The sequence below is a fragment of the Candidatus Mycosynbacter amalyticus genome, assembly GCF_025273655.1.
In the GTDB taxonomy this organism is placed as follows: Bacteria; Patescibacteriota; Saccharimonadia; order Saccharimonadales; family Saccharimonadaceae; genus Mycosynbacter; species Mycosynbacter amalyticus.
The window spans coordinates 226,642-245,161 of record NZ_CP045921.1 but is presented as its reverse complement, the minus strand read 5'-3'; the positions used below and the strand labels follow the sequence as shown (position 1 = coordinate 245,161).

Below are 18,520 nucleotides of genomic sequence, written 5' to 3'. Positions count from 1 at the left end.
GTCTACACCTTTCTTCCCACGACTCGTGATGGATAGTCACTCAAACGTCTTGTACTTATAGTAGCAATTTTGGTGGTGTTTTTCAATCGTCGCTACGAGGCGGCAGAGGAATAAGCTTACTCGTACGTCGCACATACTCGTCCCAGCCTGGACGACCGCGGAAATGACGCTCGGTAAGTGGCACGCCAGATATAAACACGAGTAACCATGTGATGACAAGTGGCCCAATAAGCCCCGCCCACCCGTATTCTACGGACAGCGCAATCACAAAAATCCCCCACCACTGCGTCATCTCACCGAAGTAATTGGGGTGACGGGTATATTTCCAGAGGCCCCGCGTCATAATCTTACCTTTGTTTGATGAGTCAGAAAGAAACTTACGCAGCTGCCAGTCACCTACCGTCTCGAAATAAAAACCAATACACCAGATACACGCGCCGACAAGCGCCCATGTGCCAATCAGAGCAGGCTCACTACCCATCGCAATGATAACCGGTGTACAAACGACGACTGCGAGTAGAGCCTGCACCAAAAATACTTTGCCATACATATTCCACGCCACACCGCCACGCTTCTTAGTATAATCACGCCGGAGCTGCTGATAGCGATGATCCTCTTTGTCCGAACGACGCCAGCGCCGATAAATATGCAATGACAGCCTGAGCCCCCAAGCGGCAACAAGTAGTAGCAGTAGTAGCTGCAAGGCACCAGGGTCGCCTAGTATGTACGTTGTCACAGCAATCACAATAAATACGACGCCCCATGCGATGTCGATCACATCATAGCGGCCACGTGCCCTAGCCCACAGAAATACCCCGGTCATAAATACACTCGCAGCAGCCAGTGCGGCCACAAAGCTGACGAGCATACTAGGCAAACAGACCGTCTCCATATTTGACGATGATAGCCGCAATAAAGATCACAATGAGAGACCACATGAGTAGCTTGTCATAATCCTTCTCGATCCAGCGATGCAGTGGCCTCATAATAGATTTCGGCAAATAGAGATTATTCTCGCGGATATTGTAGCGCGTCATGGCAAAGAATACGAGCGTGGTAGTGAGCGTGACAAGCAAGCACCACGGGCACAATGCCTGAATGATGAAGAAGCTGATATAAAACAAGACATACGCAAAGATAAGACCGAGGGTGTAGCCTATCTGGGCCGCAAACATGAAGCCTCGCGGAAAACGAATGCCAGCAAGGCCTGCGATGGCAACCGTGATGACAACCGATTCTGCCATAAGTCCAAGAAAACTATTTGGGAAGCCAAACATTTCTGCTGTCGGGTGCTTGGCAACTGTTGCACAGTTGATGACAACATTGACGCTGCAGCTTAGCTCGGCATTAGGATTTTTAGCAATTTGAATCGCATCGTATGATAGTACAAACGAAGCAAGGAGACTTAACACTGCACCTACGAGCATACTGGCAAATATCCAGCGATCGTCACGAAGCTTCTTGTCTTCGTGTGTGAAAAAGTCTCGGATAGCATGTAGTTTATTCATCATGGTCGTAATAGCTCAGTTCGTTGATAAGTGGCAATGGAAGGCCGCGCCAGAGGTTTTGTAGCACACCCTCGTTGCTGGCCGCTACGATACTTGGATATTCCACGATATCGTATGTGCGGCAAAACTGCGCCCCTTCCGGAGAGTCGGGGTCAATCGTCTCCAACTCGCGCCCGGTCTGACGCTGGTAGTCTCTCACAAAATCGATGACCGCACGTGCATGATCACTTTCCTCGCGGTAGACTACTGAAACTTTCACGCCTCACCCTCCCTTTGTCTGCGACGTGATGCCAAGATTGACTCAAACTCGTCGAGTGTCTTGAAGTCATGGTAGACGCTTGCGAAACGCACATATGCGACCTCATTTTTATCGGCAAGTTTATCAAGCACAATTTCGCCGATATGCTTGGATGAAACTTCCGATTCACCAACTGCATAGACGGCGTCTTCGATATCGTCGATGATACGCTCAACCTCTATCTCTGATTTGAAAAATTTGCCGACCGACTGCTTGATTGCGCCGGCTAGTTTCTCGCGATCGAATAGTTCACGGCTACCGTTCTTTTTGACGACGGCGAGGTTCGGCTTTTCGATGCGCTCGTACGTAGTGAAACGATATTTGCCATCGAGTGTTTCGCGGCGGCGGCGGATTGTCTTGCCATCACTCACTTCACGCGATTCCAGCACCTTGCTGTCGCCGATACGGTACTGCTGGGTATTCATTGTCGCTCCTTGGAATCCTATTCGTCTGATTTGTTCTTTTTGCGACGACGCAAGAATGCGGGCATATCTGACTCGTCGTCTTCCTCTGGTGCTGGTACGGGTTGGCTCCAGATATCATGCGATGGCTCGGCCGCAAATTCTGCAGCTGCATTCGTCTGGTCGAGATCCATGTTGACGCTCTCCACCTCCGTATCGTCCACTTTTGTGAGACGCTCTGGAGTTTGAGCTTCCTGCGATACTGAAGCCGCGCCACCAAGTGCTGCCGCCTGCTCATCAAAATATTCGCTATCAAAGCCGGTTGCAATAACAGTGATGATCAATTCATCTTCCAGGTCAGGCTTGAGGGTTGCACCAAAAATGATATTGGCATCCGGTGCAACTGCGCTCGTGATAATCTCGGCAGCCTCTTGGATCTCGCTCATCGACATATCGTAGCCACCAGTGACATTGAACAGCACGCCTTTTGCACCATCGATAGAGACTTCGATAAGTGGTGACTCGATTGCTTGCTGCGCCGCAAGAGCTGCACGCTCTTCACCGCTCGCACGACCAATGCCCATCAGCGCACTACCAGCATTGCTCATGATTGCCTTCACGTCAGCAAAGTCGAGATTGATAAGGCCGTGCTCGGTAATAAGCTCGGAGATACCTTGCACACCCTGCCGCAGTACGTCGTCGGCGATTTTGAACGTCTCAAGAAGCGGTGTGCGGCGGTCAATAGTCTGAAGTAGGCGATCGTTTGGAATCGTAATCAGTGTATCCACTTGGCGCCCTAAATGCGCGATAGCCCAGTCAGCGTTGGTGCGACGCTTCTCTCCTTCGAAGCTAAACGGCTTAGTCGCAACACCAACCACCAAAATACCAAGCTCTCGAGCGATTTCGGCCACTACATGCCCGGCACCGGAGCCGGTACCACCGCCAGCACCGATAGTCACAAATACCATGTCTGCACCTTCAAGTGCGCTTTTAATCTCTTCACGAGATTCGTGCGCGGCCTGTTCGCCTACGCTTGGATCTGCGCCGGCACCGAGTCCGCCAGTCGCGTCTTTACCGAGATGGATTTTTACATCTGCCTTAGAATTGTGAAGCGCCTGTGCATCGGTATTCATGGCAATGAATTGCACACCAGACAGGCCTGCTTCTTTCATGCGATTGACAGCTGAACCACCTGCACCGCCAACACCAACTACCTTGATGCTTGCAAATGTCTGGACTTCACTTGGTTTTACTTCGGGCATTCCTAGTCTCTCCCCCTGGTTCTATAAATCTAGTATCTAGTATAACACGAGGAGTGACACTTTCAAGCGCCACTGACTCTGTTAGGCGCGGAAACGATCCAAAAATTTACTCACAAAACCTTTGGCTTGAGAAACGCCCTGCTTAGCTCTATGGGTCTTATCACTAGATTTATGCAAGCTAGGGTTTTCGACGTTCTCCATGTCACTGAACATGAGTCCCACGGCAGTCGCAAACGCTGGCGACTCCAGTTGTTCGGCCACCCCGCCGAAACCTTTTGGTTTACCGATACGCGCGGCAAGTTCGAGCGACTGCTTAGTATAGTCCACCAGGCCTTTGAGCTGCGCTCCACCACCCACCAGCACGACACCGTTTGGCAGCTTACCCTTGCGGCCAGCTTTTTTGAGCTCGGCATTGATATCTTCAAACAGCTCTTCGAGACGGGCTTCGACTATCTCATCAATCTCACTTGTGGCAAATTCATGAGTCTCTTTTTCGTATTTGACCGACACCTTCTTGCTGTCACGTCCACTTACAGCAGTTACATGCTGTAGCTTCACTAGCTCCGCTACTTCGGGATCGGTCTTGAGTCCAATCGCGAGATCATTCGTGATGTTATTGCTGCCGACAGGGATGACAGCGGTGTATTGAAGATCACCTTCTTCATAGATAGCAATACTAGTTGTTGCGCCACCGAAGTCAATCACAGCCACGCCGTTTTCAAGCTGCTGCTCAGTGAGCACTGCGCGTGAGGCCGCTACAGCACTTGGGATAAGCGCATGTGGCACCACTTGCGCTTGTTCGGCAGTTTTCTGGAGATTAACCACGTGTGGAGCAAGTGCCGAAACGACATTTGCATTGATCTCGAGCCGCGTCCCCGTCATACCGACGGGATCCTTGATACCATCTTGGCCATCAAGCCGATAACTAAATGGCACGAGTTCAAGAATCTCACGATTGGCAGGTACCTTGCCTGTGGTTGCGACGTCCTCTAGACGTATAATATCGGCTTCTGTCACTTCCTGCCCCGCCATACCGATAGCAATCATGCCGTCGGCTTTTGTACTCAAGATATGCGATCCATTGATGCTCAATGTCGCCGCATTCACTTGATACCCACTCATACGCTCCGCTTCACCAAGTGCATCGTCGATCGCCTTGCTCGGACCCGCGAGATTAACTACCACTCCTTTGCGCATACCGCTGTTTGATACTTCACCCACACCCACAACTGTCGGTGCACCAGTCGACACATCGACGTGACCCACCACGCAGCGGATTTTGTTGGTTCCTATATCAATACCTACGGCATACTTGGACGTGTCTTGCATATGTTGTAGTATACCGCTTATGCGCCGGTTTGAAAATAGTCTATACTAGAGAGCATGAAACTTGGTGTGTTTGACAGCGGTATCGGAGGTGAAGCAGTCGCCGTCTCACTTCGCGAATATTTTCCCAGTGCAAAAGTCGTAACTGTAAACGATCGCGGCAACGTACCCTATGGCAACAAGTCCCCTGCTCAGGTGCGTCGCCTGACAGAGCTGGCAATTCAGCCCCTGTTAGATGGCTCATGCGACATGATAGTACTCGCTTGCAATACCGCCACTGCATTTGCGATTGAACAGCTCCGCGCTAAGTACCCCACACAGAAATTCATCGGCCTTGAACCGATGATCAAACCAGCCGCAGAGCTGACTCGCACCGGCATTGTCGCTGTCTGTGCTACACCGGGCACACTCACTAGCACCCGTTATGCTCGCCTTGTGCAGCGCTACGGGTCATCACTCCACATCATCACTCCAGACTGCAGCCAGTGGGCATACTGGATCGAAAACAATCAACTCAACCAGGAGCATATCGCCGTCACTGTCAATGAAGTCTGCGAAAAAGGTGCCGACATCATCGTGCTCGGCTGTACACATTATCACTGGATCAAAGAACTCATCATAGAGCTCGCTGCCGGACGTGCACAGGTACTTGAGCCAAGCGAGGCAATCGGCCGACGAATCGAATTACTATTGCAACTGCGTTAAGATTTCAGCGCCGTCGTCGGTGATAAGCACTGTATGTTCGAAATGCGCAGCCAGACTGCCATCGCGCGTACTGATCGTCCAACCGTCATCCTGGCTTGTGACTATACGCTCACCGCCAAGCGTTGCCATGGGCTCAATAGCGATAGTGTCGCCTGCGTGCAGTACGGTATCGTGACCCCGGATGCGATAGTTCGGCACGTCTGGCGGCATGTGCATCTCGAGACCAACGCCGTGACCTACAAGCTCACGAATAATACCGAGTTTACCCCTGCTAAGTACAGCCTCCACTGCCGCACCGATCTCGTTTGTCGTGGTGCCATCGCCATGAATCGCGTCAATACCGGCGTATAAACTCCGCTCCGTGAGGCTAATAAGGTGCTTCGTTGCACCTTTTGGTTCTTCACCAATTGTCATCGTAAATGCGCTGTCAGTCTTCATACCTTTGTACGTGATTACCAGATCAAAACTTGCGACATCGCCAACCTCGAACTCATACTCTGTCGGCACGCCGTGCACAATTTCTTCGTTTGTACTAATACAGATCACGCCAGGAAAATCAGGTACCGGCTCGCGGTACGTCGGGGTGGCACCATACTCCTTGATTTTGCTAGCCACAAAGTCGTTCACATCAAGTTCAGTCATACCGGGCTGCACATGCCCGCGGATATCAGTAAAAATGCGTGCCAAAATCTTACCCCCCTCACGCATTGCATCGAGCTGCTCAGGCGTTTTGCGACCGGTAATTGGCTGGCTCACACCTACACCAATCCGTTCGATTCGATCTCTGCATACAGGCGGTCATGAACTTCGCCGGCGGTACCGGTACCATCGAGGTGGACGATCTTCATACCCTCTTCGGCAAACGTACCAAGTACTGGATACATCTTCTGGCGATAGATATTCATACGCTTGGCAATCGTCTCGGGCGTATCTTCCATACGAGCACGCTTCTCGAGGCGATTCATGATTTCACCCTCTGGCACTTCGAGTACCACGACAAGATCGATATTCTCTTTGTGGTGCTCCATGTAGTCTGCCAGCCACTCGGCCTGCTCTTTGGTGCGCGGAAACCCATCCACAATTACGCGCGGAAACTTTTTGTCACGGGCATCGCGTATCGCGGCGTCAAAGACCTCGTATGTCAGCTCGTCGCTTACTAGTTCACCACTTTTGAGCACTTCAATCACTTCTGGATCTTCGCTGTCACGTAGCATCTGACCGGTACTCAACCACTTCCACCCCTGGCGCACCGCCAACATTTGTCCCTGCATGCTTTTACCCGCACCGGTGGGGCCAAACAATAAAATCATTCGTCTTTCTATCCCTTCTGTTTGTATAGGTCGTTACTTCAAGATTGTAGCAAGTCTTTAACGACACGTGCAACCGTGGCGCCATCAGCCGAATTGCCTGCTTTTGCCTTCACGCCGCCGATCACCTGCCCCATCATGCTTGGACCTACATTGTCCATTTCTTCGATCACCAGTTTGGCAATTGCACGAATTTCGTCTTCGCTGAGCTGCTGCGGTAAATATGTGCTCAGTACAGCGATTTCTTTCTTTTCATCTTCGGCGAGTTCTGGGCGACCGTTTTCTTCATATAGCCGTATGCTCTCATTACGCTTCTTCACTTCGCGTGCGATAATCTTCTCTACTTCGGCGTCGTCCAGGCCGGTCTCGCGCTTGCCCTGTGCGACCTCTTCGTTCAAGATGGCTGCCTTGAGATTGCGCAGTACATCGCCCTCAAAACGATTGCCGCCCAAAAGAGCGGCTTTCATATCGTTTTGGATTTGCTCAGCGAGCGCCACTGGCTAGCGAACTCCTAGACGCATTTTCTGCATCTTGTCTGCTTTGCGTTCTTTGCGGATGATCGCTTTGGCGCGACGCTCCGTTTTGCTGAGAGGTTTGCTAAATCGCATTGACGATTTGGCATCAGCAAGTACTCCGCTCTGGAGCACTTTGCGATTGAAACGACGAATGATGTTTTCGTTCGCCTCTTTCTGATCTTTACGTGTGACTTGTACCATATAGAGTACATTGTAACAGATATCACCGCTCCTGACAACACCCCCGAGAGAAAATTGAGACACCTAGAAAGAAGGACATATGTCAAGAACACTACCGTCCTCACCCGACCCATTTTACACAAGCTCAAGATGCAGCAATCGGCCTTCAATAGAGCGCCGACCCTGCCATTCATTGACATCAGGTTGATACCAAACCGTGACCTGGTCACCAGGCTGCACAAAGAAATGCTCCGGTGCGTTGAACGCCAGCATGTCGAGCTTGATCGTGCCATCCTGGAGTGTCAGTTTGACATGCTGCCCGTCAGCGCCCATGCGGCGCTGGCCGAGCACGAGTAAGTTCTCAGAGCGAAGCACTGGCTGCGGGTTGCCATTGCCAAACGGCTCGAGCGAGGCCAGCTGGTCGATAAGTGCTTCAGAAATTTCGTCGAGCGAAGTTGTGGTATCAGCTTGCGGTAGCAGCAAGTCAGCCTGATCGAGTAAATTCTGATCGTGGTAAAACTTGTTCACGCGCTCGCGAAACGCTGTGATGTTTGCCGTCGGCAATGTCACGCCTGCTGCCAGTTTATGCCCGCCACCTTTGGTGATGATATCGTCGCTGGCACGGATAGCATCGGCCGCCGAGAAGTCGCCATAACTACGCGCACTTCCTTTTGCCTCCTCTCCCATCTCTTCCAGTACGTACGTCGGTTTTTTATACTTCTCTAATAACTTCGCCGCCACGATACCGATAATGCCATGGTTCCAACCTTTGCTACTCACCACGAGCACTGGATCGTCTACAAATTGCTCAGCTTGCTCTATAGCCGCTTTGTATATTTTATCTTGCTCGGCTCGGCGCGCGCGGTTCATCGCATCAAGTAGTTCTGCTTTTTCGAGTGCAGTCTCCGGGTCTTTGGCTCGTAGCATATCGAGCGCGTGCTGCGCCGTCTCCAGCCTACCGGCTGCATTCATACGTGGCCCCAGCGCAAACCCCAGGCTCCGCGCGCTCACCTTGCTTGGCTCTACGTCACTCACCAATAGGAGTGCCTTCAGTCCTGGCCGGCGCGTCTGCGCGAGCACCTTGAGCCCCCAGTACACATTGGCGCGGTTCTCATCTATAAGTGTCACTACATCACATACTGTGCCGAGTGCCACCAAGTCAAGTAGCCATTTTTCCTGACCGGCCGGTAGGCCGTCGAGTCGTGTCTGCAGTGCTTGCACAAGCTTGAATGCAACACCACAACCAGCAAGATCTAGGAAGGGATAGAGCGATTCGGTCGTGTCACGAAGTAGATAATTTTCATATTTTTCAGGGTGATCCTGCAGCAGTCTTTTGGGATTTATCACTGCCACTGCTGGTGGCTGAACCGGTGCAACATTATGATGGTCCGTCACAATCACATCTACACCCAGCTCGCTCGCGCGCAGAATCTCTTTCTCGCTCAAGCTACCACAGTCCACTGTGATAATCAGCTGTGCACCACTAACAGCTATCTTTTCTACGGCATCTACCGTGAGGCCGTATCCTTCGACAAAACGATTCGGGATAAACGCGTCGACATGCTCAAAACCAAATGATTCCAGGCCATCGAGCAGAATTGTTGTCGCTGTCAGCCCATCGATATCGTAGTCACCGTAAATCGTAATTCGTTCTTGGTGCTCATGAGCAACTATTAGTCGATCCACTGCTGCCTGCATATCAGGTAGCAAAAAAGGATCGTGCTTCGCATCATAACTCGGATTCAAAAACGCATCGCGCGCCCGACCAATCAGGCCGCGCGCGGTAAGAATATCTTCGAAAACCGACACAGGCTAAATGCCCGTTGAGGGACGTTTCGGTCGAGATGAGTGCTGCTGAGACTTAATAACAATACTCTGTAGTTCTTTGAAAATTGGGAACTGCTTGTTTGTCGAATAAATCTTGGTATTGCCCTGTTTTTCGCTTGTCAGGAATCCAACTTTTTCCAGCTTTTTGAGTTCGCGCTGAATATTGCCCGGATCTTCTTTGATGAGCTTAGCGAGTCCGCGGACATGCGTGCGGAAGTCTGGGTACTTAGCGTACACTACTACAATCTTGCGTCGGACTCGTGAAGTAATAAAAACATCTAACATAATTCAGCGTTTGCCACCTATCTTCATATCATTATACACAACATTTGATCGAGTCTCAACCCACCTACTGCCAATTCAGGATGATATCGTTGATTTTCTTCACCGTGTCTTCATGTGACGGCACATCATTCACTTCGTAGTAGTGATCCACGCCCATGAAGTTTTCTTTGACATCCAGAATATACATTTCATCGACCGTAATATGAAGTCTGTCGACCGCTGGAACGGTGGCTGTAGGTGTCGCCACAATAATCTTCTGTGTGTTAATGGGCTTGAGAAAATCCATCGCCACATCCAGCGATGCGGCATCATGAAAACCATCTGACACCAGAATGATGCTGCGGCCTTTGAGCAGATCTTTGTTGACAAGTCCGCCATCACCAAGCAACCGATTGATACGCATCATCCCTTCGCGCTTCTTCTCTTCAAAGTAGCCGAAGTACTCCTGGCGGAAACCTTCAATCTCGCCCGCAGACAACATACCGTTATACGTAAAACGTCCAGACTGGTTGAGCCCACCAATGTTGATACCTTCCCCGGGAATCTCTACCGCTTCTACGAGCAACATCGTGAGTACACTGTGGAGCGCGGCAGCAATCGGCTCGCCTACTTGCACGGCACCGTCACTTAGGGCTAAGACTGCGCAGTCTTCATAGCGATACTTCTCAAGCAGCTGCTGGGCAAGCTGCTCACCGGCGGCGGCGCGACTTTCGAAATACATATATGCAGTGTACCAGTATAATGAGTGTTATGCACTACTACGAGGTAGCTCCAATACGAATCGTGCGCGCTGGCGCTGATGTGTTTACATATCACCACGAGTCCTCTCTCGAAATCGGACATATTGTCAAAATACCGGTTGGCCGCGGATCGCAAACAGGCGTCATAGTAGCGCCTGTCACTAAGCCGTCGTTCACGACTAAGCCAATTGCTCTCGTCGTCGAACAGGAGCCTCTACCAACAGCGCTTCTCGCTACCGCTCGGTGGATGAGTAGCTACTATGCTACGCCACTTGCTGCCGTGTTGTCGACGCTTCTGCCTCGAGGAATCGATAAGCAGCGACGTACGCGAGCGACGCAGCCCACACATGAGTTAATTCGCGAGCAGCGCGCGCTCACCCCCACTGTGGACCAGCAAGCAGCTATCGACACTATTCGGCAGTCGACGCGTACCACTCATCTGCTTCACGGCGTAACAGGCTCTGGTAAGACATTTGTGTATAAGCAGCTTGCGCATGACGCAATCGCCGCCGGTAAATCTGCTATCGTCCTCGTACCGGAGATTGCGTTGACGTCACAACTGGTTGACGAGTTTTTGCAAGATTTCCCCGACCAAGTCTTACTCACCCATTCCCAGCAAACCGAGGCGGAGCGCCATGGCATTTGGCTATCTGCGCTTCGGTCTACTACGCCCAAAATTGTCATAGGACCACGATCGGCATTATTTCTGCCACTTCGCTCACTAGGGCTTGTGGTAGTCGACGAGATGCACGAGCCTAGCTACAAACAGGAGCAATCACCACGCTACTCCGCCCTGCGTGTTGCCACTATTTTGGCTGAACAATACCAAGCAAAAGTCATCTTCGGCAGCGCTACACCACCGGTCGCAGAGTATTATGCAGCTAAACAAGCTGGCGCTCCCGTCATCACACTTTCTAGTCGTGCTCACAATAGAGCATCGGGGCCGCACATCGAAGTGGTTGATATGACAAAACGCGCGCAGTTTACGCGACATCGCTTTTTATCGGATACACTACTCACCGACATGGAGCGCTCACTGGCCACCAATAATCAAGTCCTGCTGTTTCATAATCGCCGCGGCAGTGCCGCGCTCACACTCTGCGATAACTGCGGCTGGACAGCGACAGACCCAGACACAGGCACGCCCCTCACGCTCCATGCCGATACACATCAGCTCATCGGACACATCTCCGGTTATCATATGCCGGTGCCGACTATGTGTCCTGTGTGTCGCCACAGCGAAATCATTCACAAGGGCATTGGCACCAAGCTTATCGAGTCGGAAATTGCACGCCTCTTCCCGGATAAAAATATTGTTCGATTCGATGGCGACTCCGGCAAAGAACACTCTGTCGACTCACGTTACAAAGAGCTATACGATGGCAGTATTGATATCATCATCGGCACACAGGTCATCGCCAAAGGGATCGATCTTCCTCATCTCGAAACAGTCGGCATCATACAAGCCGACGCCGGGCTTTCCCTCCCCGATTTCACCTCCGAGGAGCGCACGTTTCAGCTTATCACTCAGGTAATTGGGCGTGTTGGTCGCGGTGAGGTAGCCGCACATGTCATCGTGCAAACATATCAGCCTACACACACTGCTGTCCGCGCCGGCATCGCACAAGACTATTCGACATTTTATACTGCAGAGATACCCGAACGTAGCCGTTATCACTTTCCGCCATTCTCCTACCTTCTCAAGTTCGTTTGCGCATACAAGACAGAAAAAGCAGCCGTCACAAATGCTCGTAAATTTGCCGCCGAGCTGCGCGCCGAGCTCAGGCAATCCGAACGCCTACTCGGTCCCACCCCGGCGTTTTACGAGAAGCAAGCAGGCACATATCGCTGGCAAATCACTATCCACTCCCCCAGTCGTACTCACCTCCTGGAGTTAATTGGCACTTTACCAGCAAGTGGTCACTGGCAGTACGAAATTGACCCTGTTAGCCTTCTCTCATAACACGCTTGTGCTTACCTCTGGCAGCTGCTACTATGAAAGCACATGAAACAGTACTTTGGATTCACCATCGTAGAAATTATTGTCGTAATCACGGCTATCGCTATTCTGGCAGGCATCGGCATGGTGTCCTACTCAGCCACGCAGGTGCGTGCACGCGACACCGAGCGAACGGCCGATATTGACGTCATGTCCGCAGCACTCGAAACATACTATGAGCGCTTCGGCAAATATCCGGACACAGCAACTATCGCAGGTACCGGATTTATAACTGATACACTGCGCGTCCCAACCGACGCCATGACTACGCCTGGATCGACCGCGACTGCACCCTATTACTCCTACTCGATAGGCACCAGCGCCACCACTTCACAGTACGCCTACATGGCATATCAAAACACCGGCTCCACTCAATGCACCGCCGCCACCCAGACATGTACTCGTTTCGTACTATATTACAACTTAGAACGTAGCGGCGCACAAACCAAACTCAGCAAATTTGGCAACTAGATCATCTCTGTTACTTTTTTAAGTAATACCGTATAATAGTGCGTAATGAAAAAAGAAGATGTGATCGCCCTCCCGAACCCACACCTGCGTCAAAAATCGCAGCGTGTGCATGTCATTACCGACGAAACAACCCAGCTCATCGACGACCTAACAGGCGCCGCGCTTGATTGGGAGGCATCACGTCCACATGAGATTAGTGCGGCTATCGCTGCCGTGCAAGTTGATCGCCTCGAACGTGTCGTCATTGTCCGGAGTGACTTCGACCACAAAGACAACCAAGAATTTACTGCTCTCATCAACCCAGAAATTGTCAAATACGAAGGCGAAATTGTCAGCGACTACGAAGGCTGCCTGAGCGTCAAAAACTTCTACGGCAAAGTCCCTCGCCACTCCAAAGTCCGTGTCAAAGCGCTTGACCTACAGGGCAATGAAGTGCGCCTCAAAGCAGAGGGATTCCTCGCGCGTGTTTTGCAGCACGAAATTGACCACACTAATGGCATCGTGTTCATCGATCACATCAAAGATAATACCGACGCGTTTTATCGTCTTGACGAGCGCGGAGAACTGGAGCCAGTTAGCTATGACGAACACATCAAAGACAATCCTGTTCTTTGGGACTGAAGATTTTAGCGCCTATACACTAGAAGCGCTCATCGAAGCCGGTTTTCATATTGGCGCCATCATCACCAAACCCGATACGCGTCGTGGTCGCGGCAAAAAGCTAGTCACGCCACGAGTCAAAGAAATCGGCCTTGCACATAACATACCGGTCTGGCAACCTACAAAGCTCGCAGACATAGCTGCAGATATCGCTACATTTGACCAGCCGACTGGCGTCTTAGTCAGCTTTGGCAAAATCATTCCACAATCTATCATCGATCTATTCACACCTGGAATCGTCAACCTTCACCCCTCACTGCTCCCGCTCTACCGCGGCCCTTCGCCCATTGAGTCCGCTATCCTGCACGGAGACAACGAAACTGGCGTCAGTATCATGCAGCTCAGTGCCAAGATGGACGCAGGACCAGTTTACCTCCAAGAAACGACCCCTCTCATAGGGACGGAGACAGCTCCCGAGCTCTACGAGTCGCTCGGGAAGCGAGGGGCAGAATTACTTATCGCAGCGTTACCCCAAATCCTCGATAACACTCTACCAGCCGTACCGCAAGATGATACGCGCGCATCCTACTGCCAGCTTATCCAGAAGCATGATGGCACCATAGACTGGCACAAATCAGCAGATCAAATCGCGCGCGAAGTGCGCGCCTATACACCATGGCCCGGCTCACGCACTACACTCGGTGGTGTCGACCTCCAGGTCGTCGACTGTACAAGCAATGATACAGCGCCCGGTGCGCAACCCGGTGCGCTCCATATCTCACACGACAGGCTCTTCGTCGCCGCAGGCAAGGGTGAGGTCGAGATTATCGCGCTCAAACCTGCCGGCAAAAAAGAAATGCCCGCTCGGGCATTTCTCGCTGGGTATCGTAATAAGCTATAGACTATGCAGCCATAGGTGGCTGTTGCTGATCGGCAGGCAGCTGCTGAGGAGCTTGGGCCGACCCCAAAATAGCATCACGATTCTGCGTAATCTCAGCTTTGAGTTCGTTCATTACCTGCGCTACCACGTCGCGGTAATTTGGTCGATTTACCTCAAGCCACTTTGTGGCTGCAAACTCTGAGCGGAGCGCGAGGTCATCGGGCTGCAAGCCGGTCGCCTGCTGAATACGCTGAAAGATTGGATCTGCCGTGTACTGCGGCGCGTATACCGCCAGCCATGCGTCGATCTTCTCTTGCTTGCGATCGATAATACCCTCAAACTCCTCGAGCTGCGCGTCACTCAGGCCTTCGCTGAGGCGCACGCCGACGCGTTCTTCGAGTGATGCATACACTTGCTCCAGAAACGCCTGCTTCTGATCTGCTGGGAGTCCGGCCAGGCCTACGTCTTGCAAAAATTTATCATCTAGTTGAAACATAGCGTCTCCTTATGTATACGTTCTTTACGCCCATTATATATGAGCTACGGTGTTTTACCAACTTTATGCCTAGCCAAGTGTACGTTTGACGAGTTCGCGAGTGAAGAATTCGAGTTTGTCGCCCTCTTCGAGCAACACCTTCTTGGTCGTCTTGAGGCTAAGGCCACACATATCACCTTCGTAGGCTTCCTTGACCTCTTGTTGCTGCTTCTGCACTTTTGTCAGCTCCATTTCGGCTACTACCTCATCTCCGCGAGTGGCGCGCACTAGGGCACCCGCAGACACTTTACCACTTGTTACCTCACCACCGGCAATGATTTCGTCTTTCGTCGTACGGAAGACGCCCTTTACATCAAGCGTAGCAAGCTGCGTTTCGACAACTTCTGGCGCCAGAAGTGATTCCATGCTTTCGCGAGCATTATCGAGTAGCTCGTAGATGACTTTATAGAGGCGAATCTGCACTTTGTCGCGGGCCGCCAGCTGTTTGACAGCAGGTGGCAAATCAACATTAAAACCGTAGATCACAGTACGCTCGTCAGCTGCGAGGCGAACGTCATTTTCGGAGATGTTACCAACGCCGCTGCCGATAATACGCAGCGTGACAGCACCACCGGTATCCACCAAACGTAGGCTATCCATCACAGAAGTGAGCGAACCTTGCACATCGGCCTTCACAATCACGTTGAAGGTCTCGGCTTCGCGCTCTTGGTTCATCATCTTAAGCAGATCGGCACCTGTGACATTGGTGCTTGCAGCAGCTTTCTCCCGCTCCAAGCGAGCTTCGGCAGTGGCGGTGCGAGCCAACTTCTCATTTTTGACCACACGGAACGTATCGCCAAACTGCGGCAGCTCTTTGAATCCCGTAACAGTCACAGGTGTTGATGGGCCGGCATCTTTCAGTGCATCGCCCTTGAAATCAAGCAGTGTGCGAACCTTGCCATAGCTCGTACCCGCCACGATGAAATGGCTTGGCTTGAGCTCACCTTGCTCGATAAGCAAGCTTACGACTGATCCCTTACCCGTCTCCATATGTGCTTCGATGACCAGACCCTGAGCCGGCACATCAGTGTCAGCTTTGAGCTCTTCCATGTCGGCGATGAGCAGGACGTTATCGAGTAGTTTGTCGAGACCTTGCCCGGTCTTGGCGCTCACCTCTACCATGATCGTATCACCGCCCCATTCTTCTGGGTTAAGGCTGTGCTCACTCGCCAGCTGCGTCTTCACGAGTTGTGGATTGGCGGTTTCTTTGTCCATCTTGTTGATAGCCACAATGATGCGCGCGTTGGCGTTACGGGCGAAGCGAATTGCCTCGATCGTCTGCGGCTTCACGCCGTCATCGGCTGCAACTACAATAATCACGACGTCGGTAAGAACCGCACCGTGCTGGCGCAGTGCTGCAAACGCCTCGTGGCCAGGCGTATCGAGCAGTGTGATCGCACGACCATTTTTAACCGTCTGATACGCGCTGATGTGCTGGGTGATACCACCAGCTTCACCCTCTGCAGTCTTCTTGTCGAGAATCGCATCGAGCAGGCTGGTTTTACCATGGTCAACATGACCCATCACCGCCACAATAGGCGGGCGTTCAGAAGCACGCTCTGACACTTGGTAGGCAACGCGCTGTGGGGCTTCATCTTCACCACCAGCCTTGCGCTCTAACTGTGCGTCTATACCGAGTTCCTCCACGATAATCGTGGCAGTCTCGAAATCAATTCGCTGGTTGATAGTAGCAGCGATACCATTTTTGAATAGCTCACCTATCAAAGTAGTCACCGGCAGATGCAGCGTCTCTGCAAGCTCGCCTACCGTGATTGAATCACCGATTGTGACGATTTTTTCTTGCATAGTGAAACTCCTTTCTGCCGAGTGACTACTCGTGCATTACGACCTGTGTCGCGTTGGTCTTATTTGGTTTTTTTGTCGCCGAGGCTCAGAGAGATTTTTCGGCTATCTTTATCGATGTCGAGGATGACGAAGTCTTTGCGTTCGTTGAGCGTGAAGACTTTTTCTGGATCGGCATCGCTGCCACCACCAAGCTCAGAGATGTGCACCAGGGCTTCGATAGCTGGGCTGATCTGTACGAAGGCGCCAAATGGCGTGATGCGTGTCACAGTACCTTCTACTTTGTCACCCTTAGAAAACTTGTCGACTTCTGTCAGCCATGGATCCTGCGTGAGCTGTTTCATACTGAGACTCAGGCGGTCTTTGTCGATAGCGATGATCTTCGCATCGACAGTCTGACCTACCTTGACGTAGTCAGATGGGTTGTTGACACGCTCCCAGCTGATTTCCGAAATATGGATGAGACCTTCGATACCGTCGACGTTTACGAACGCACCGTAGTCTACTACACCCGTTACCACGCCGGCGACAGTGTCACCGACGGCGAGTTTCTCAAAGCGAGCAGCCAAGCCGTCTTTGACAGCCTCCTTCTCAGAGAAGATGAGCTTGTTAGCTTTACGATCAGCGTCGAGGATGCGCACCTGGAGATCTTTGCCAACAAGTGCATTGAGGCGCTGAAGGATCTCGTCTTTGTCACTACTGCCTACGCGTGGATAGTGCTCGGCAGACAGCTGCGATACTGGCAAGAAACCACGTACACCCTCGTACTCCACTAGTAGACCACCGCGATTGGCGTCGTATGGTGCAACAGTGATGATCTCACCAGCTTCGAGCTTGGCTGCAACCTCTTCCCAGCCACGGTCTTTGGCTGCTTTACGCAGGCTCAGTAGTGACATGCCGTTATCAAGCTCGGTGTCGACGATACTTGCAGTGACTTCGTCGCCCTCTGTGAGATTGCGAGAGAAACCGACTTCGCGGCGTGGCACGTAGCCGACGCCCTGGGCACCGAGGTCGATCAAAACCTCATGCTTCTTTACGCTGAGTACTGTACCGGTGGTAACTTCTCCGGCTACGAGCTGCTTGGCACCAGCGTCAGCGCCGGCGAGCAGTTCATCCATAGTGATAGTGGCTTTTGCCATAGTATGATTGTGACGCGCATCCGCTCACCTCTCACTAGAGGCTAAGGGGGCGTCATTCTCCTTCCTTACGTTGCTATTTTCTAGAGTCAGTCAAAAAGACCCTAAAACTGTGTACTATTGTACCTCAAGAGGCGAGAGAAGTCAAAAGCTAGGCGCGGCGACCGTAGTGGTAGTAGAAGTAGCCAGCCCCGAGAATGGCCACGAGACCGATCACCATGCCGAGTGTGTCCTCGACAGGACCGGTGGTAGGCAGATGCGACGCGCTTTGTTGTGAGCCGCCAGTTTGGGCCATAGGACCTGCAGTATTAGCGGCGACCTGCTGCTGGACGGCTTTTTCGTCAGCAGCTTTTTTGTCGGCGGCAGCCTTCTCATCAGCTTTTTTCTTAGCTTCAGCATCTTGCTTGGCTTTTTCGTCGGCAGCTTTTTTGTCTGCGGCAGCTTTGTCCGCTGCTTGCTTATCGGCTTCTTCTTTCTGCTTGTCTTCGGCAGAATTGCCGCCGCTTGAATCAGTATCAGCAGCACCTTGATTTGCTGGCGCCTGTGTCGACGGTTGTGACGCGATCTGTCGTCCTCCCCTGTGCTGTGCAACCACGATAGCGCCCACTGCCAGCGCTGCCAGTACTACACCGACGATAACGTACACGATTACTGATCCGGACTGTCGCTGGGCTGAATATTGCATCACTCACCTTCCACACATTACTGTATTTATGTATATTATACGGTATTTTGTGTTAAT

22 protein-coding genes are annotated in these 18,520 nt (G+C 51.9%); 5 read left to right on the top strand and 17 right to left on the bottom strand.

Annotated elements, in window-relative coordinates:
• Positions 1 to 82: 82 nt before the first annotated feature.
• From GII36_RS01345 to ftsA, 6 genes are all read right to left on the bottom strand, one after another.
• Positions 83 to 892 carry a DUF1295 domain-containing protein gene (locus tag GII36_RS01345; protein ID WP_260763855.1) on the bottom strand — a complete coding sequence of 270 codons (810 nt, stop codon included), beginning with the start codon at positions 890 to 892 and terminating at the stop codon, positions 83 to 85.
• Positions 870 to 1,511, bottom strand: a complete 642-nt coding sequence (locus GII36_RS01340) for a vitamin K epoxide reductase family protein (RefSeq protein WP_260763854.1) — start codon at positions 1,509 to 1,511, stop codon at positions 870 to 872. Before GII36_RS01340 ends, GII36_RS01345 begins: the two co-directional genes overlap by 23 nt.
• A complete protein-coding gene (locus GII36_RS01335; RefSeq protein WP_260763853.1) occupies positions 1,501 to 1,767 on the bottom strand; it encodes a hypothetical protein in 267 nt (88 codons plus the stop codon). The genes GII36_RS01340 and GII36_RS01335 overlap by 11 nt, the downstream gene beginning before the upstream one ends.
• Positions 1,764 to 2,231, bottom strand: a complete 468-nt coding sequence (gene nrdR / locus GII36_RS01330) for a transcriptional regulator NrdR (RefSeq protein ID WP_260763852.1) — start codon at positions 2,229 to 2,231, stop codon at positions 1,764 to 1,766. The genes GII36_RS01335 and nrdR overlap by 4 nt, the downstream gene beginning before the upstream one ends.
• Positions 2,232 to 2,248: 17 nt before the next feature.
• Positions 2,249 to 3,469, bottom strand: coding sequence for a cell division protein FtsZ (gene ftsZ, locus GII36_RS01325; protein ID WP_260763851.1), 1,221 nt, complete (start codon positions 3,467 to 3,469; stop codon positions 2,249 to 2,251).
• Between the two features lie 81 nt (positions 3,470 to 3,550).
• Positions 3,551 to 4,798, bottom strand: coding sequence for a cell division protein FtsA (gene ftsA / locus GII36_RS01320; protein WP_260763850.1), 1,248 nt, complete (start codon positions 4,796 to 4,798; stop codon positions 3,551 to 3,553).
• Between the two features lie 54 nt (positions 4,799 to 4,852).
• Here ftsA and GII36_RS01315 point away from each other — a divergent pair, with 54 nt between their 5' ends.
• Complete coding sequence (locus GII36_RS01315; protein ID WP_260763849.1) at positions 4,853 to 5,500, top strand: glutamate racemase; 648 nt, start codon at positions 4,853 to 4,855, stop codon at positions 5,498 to 5,500.
• On the opposite strand, the gene map is transcribed toward GII36_RS01315, so the two are convergent.
• The 7 genes from map to GII36_RS01280 all read right to left on the bottom strand — a co-directional run bounded on the left by map (position 5,483) and on the right by GII36_RS01280 (position 10,335).
• Positions 5,483 to 6,256, bottom strand: coding sequence for a type I methionyl aminopeptidase (gene map, locus GII36_RS01310; protein WP_260763848.1), 774 nt, complete (start codon positions 6,254 to 6,256; stop codon positions 5,483 to 5,485). The two genes, GII36_RS01315 and map, sit on opposite strands and share 18 nt — an antisense overlap.
• Positions 6,257 to 6,258: 2 nt before the next feature.
• Positions 6,259 to 6,810, bottom strand: a complete 552-nt coding sequence (locus GII36_RS01305; RefSeq protein ID WP_260763847.1) for an adenylate kinase family protein — start codon at positions 6,808 to 6,810, stop codon at positions 6,259 to 6,261.
• A gap of 38 nt (positions 6,811 to 6,848) precedes the next feature.
• Complete coding sequence (locus GII36_RS01300; protein WP_260763846.1) at positions 6,849 to 7,304, bottom strand: GatB/YqeY domain-containing protein; 456 nt, start codon at positions 7,302 to 7,304, stop codon at positions 6,849 to 6,851.
• Positions 7,305 to 7,307: 3 nt separating this feature from the next.
• A complete protein-coding gene (locus GII36_RS01295) occupies positions 7,308 to 7,523 on the bottom strand; it encodes a small ribosomal subunit protein bS21 (RefSeq protein ID WP_260763845.1) in 216 nt (71 codons plus the stop codon).
• A 114-nt stretch (positions 7,524 to 7,637) separates the two neighbouring features.
• The gene (locus GII36_RS01290) at positions 7,638 to 9,311 is read right to left on the bottom strand and encodes a single-stranded-DNA-specific exonuclease RecJ (protein ID WP_260763844.1); all 1,674 of its coding nucleotides are present in this window, start codon (positions 9,309 to 9,311) and stop codon (positions 7,638 to 7,640) included.
• Positions 9,312 to 9,314: 3 nt separating this feature from the next.
• Complete coding sequence (locus GII36_RS01285) at positions 9,315 to 9,614, bottom strand: winged helix-turn-helix domain-containing protein (protein WP_260763842.1); 300 nt, start codon at positions 9,612 to 9,614, stop codon at positions 9,315 to 9,317.
• A 64-nt stretch (positions 9,615 to 9,678) separates the two neighbouring features.
• Positions 9,679 to 10,335 carry a phosphoribosyltransferase family protein gene (locus GII36_RS01280; RefSeq protein WP_260763840.1) on the bottom strand — a complete coding sequence of 219 codons (657 nt, stop codon included), beginning with the start codon at positions 10,333 to 10,335 and terminating at the stop codon, positions 9,679 to 9,681.
• Positions 10,336 to 10,364: 29 nt separating this feature from the next.
• Here GII36_RS01280 and priA point away from each other — a divergent pair, with 29 nt between their 5' ends.
• The 4 genes from priA to fmt are packed head-to-tail and all read left to right on the top strand — an operon-like array spanning position 10,365 to position 14,325.
• Positions 10,365 to 12,317: a replication restart helicase PriA gene (priA, locus tag GII36_RS01275; RefSeq protein ID WP_260763839.1), complete on the top strand. Its 1,953-nt coding sequence runs from the start codon at positions 10,365 to 10,367 to the stop codon at positions 12,315 to 12,317.
• 42 nt (positions 12,318 to 12,359) lie between these two features.
• On the top strand, positions 12,360 to 12,824 hold the full coding sequence (locus GII36_RS01270) for a hypothetical protein (RefSeq protein WP_260763836.1): 465 nt from the start codon (positions 12,360 to 12,362) through the stop codon (positions 12,822 to 12,824).
• 45 nt (positions 12,825 to 12,869) lie between these two features.
• A complete protein-coding gene (def, locus tag GII36_RS01265) occupies positions 12,870 to 13,445 on the top strand; it encodes a peptide deformylase (RefSeq protein ID WP_260763834.1) in 576 nt (191 codons plus the stop codon).
• On the top strand, positions 13,405 to 14,325 hold the full coding sequence (gene fmt / locus GII36_RS01260) for a methionyl-tRNA formyltransferase (protein ID WP_260763833.1): 921 nt from the start codon (positions 13,405 to 13,407) through the stop codon (positions 14,323 to 14,325). The genes def and fmt overlap by 41 nt, the downstream gene beginning before the upstream one ends.
• A gap of 1 nt (position 14,326) precedes the next feature.
• Here the strand turns inward: fmt and GII36_RS01255 are convergent, their stop codons facing one another.
• From GII36_RS01255 to GII36_RS01240, 4 genes are all read right to left on the bottom strand, one after another.
• The gene (locus GII36_RS01255) at positions 14,327 to 14,800 is read right to left on the bottom strand and encodes a DUF5663 domain-containing protein (RefSeq protein WP_260763832.1); all 474 of its coding nucleotides are present in this window, start codon (positions 14,798 to 14,800) and stop codon (positions 14,327 to 14,329) included.
• 69 nt (positions 14,801 to 14,869) lie between these two features.
• Complete coding sequence (infB, locus tag GII36_RS01250; RefSeq protein WP_260763831.1) at positions 14,870 to 16,645, bottom strand: translation initiation factor IF-2; 1,776 nt, start codon at positions 16,643 to 16,645, stop codon at positions 14,870 to 14,872.
• A 59-nt stretch (positions 16,646 to 16,704) separates the two neighbouring features.
• Positions 16,705 to 17,781, bottom strand: coding sequence for a 30S ribosomal protein S1 (locus GII36_RS01245; protein ID WP_260763830.1), 1,077 nt, complete (start codon positions 17,779 to 17,781; stop codon positions 16,705 to 16,707).
• 148 nt (positions 17,782 to 17,929) lie between these two features.
• Positions 17,930 to 18,463 (bottom strand): LPXTG cell wall anchor domain-containing protein, encoded by a 534-nt coding sequence (locus tag GII36_RS01240; protein ID WP_260763829.1) that lies wholly within the window; start codon positions 18,461 to 18,463, stop codon positions 17,930 to 17,932.
• Positions 18,464 to 18,520 lie beyond the last annotated feature (57 nt).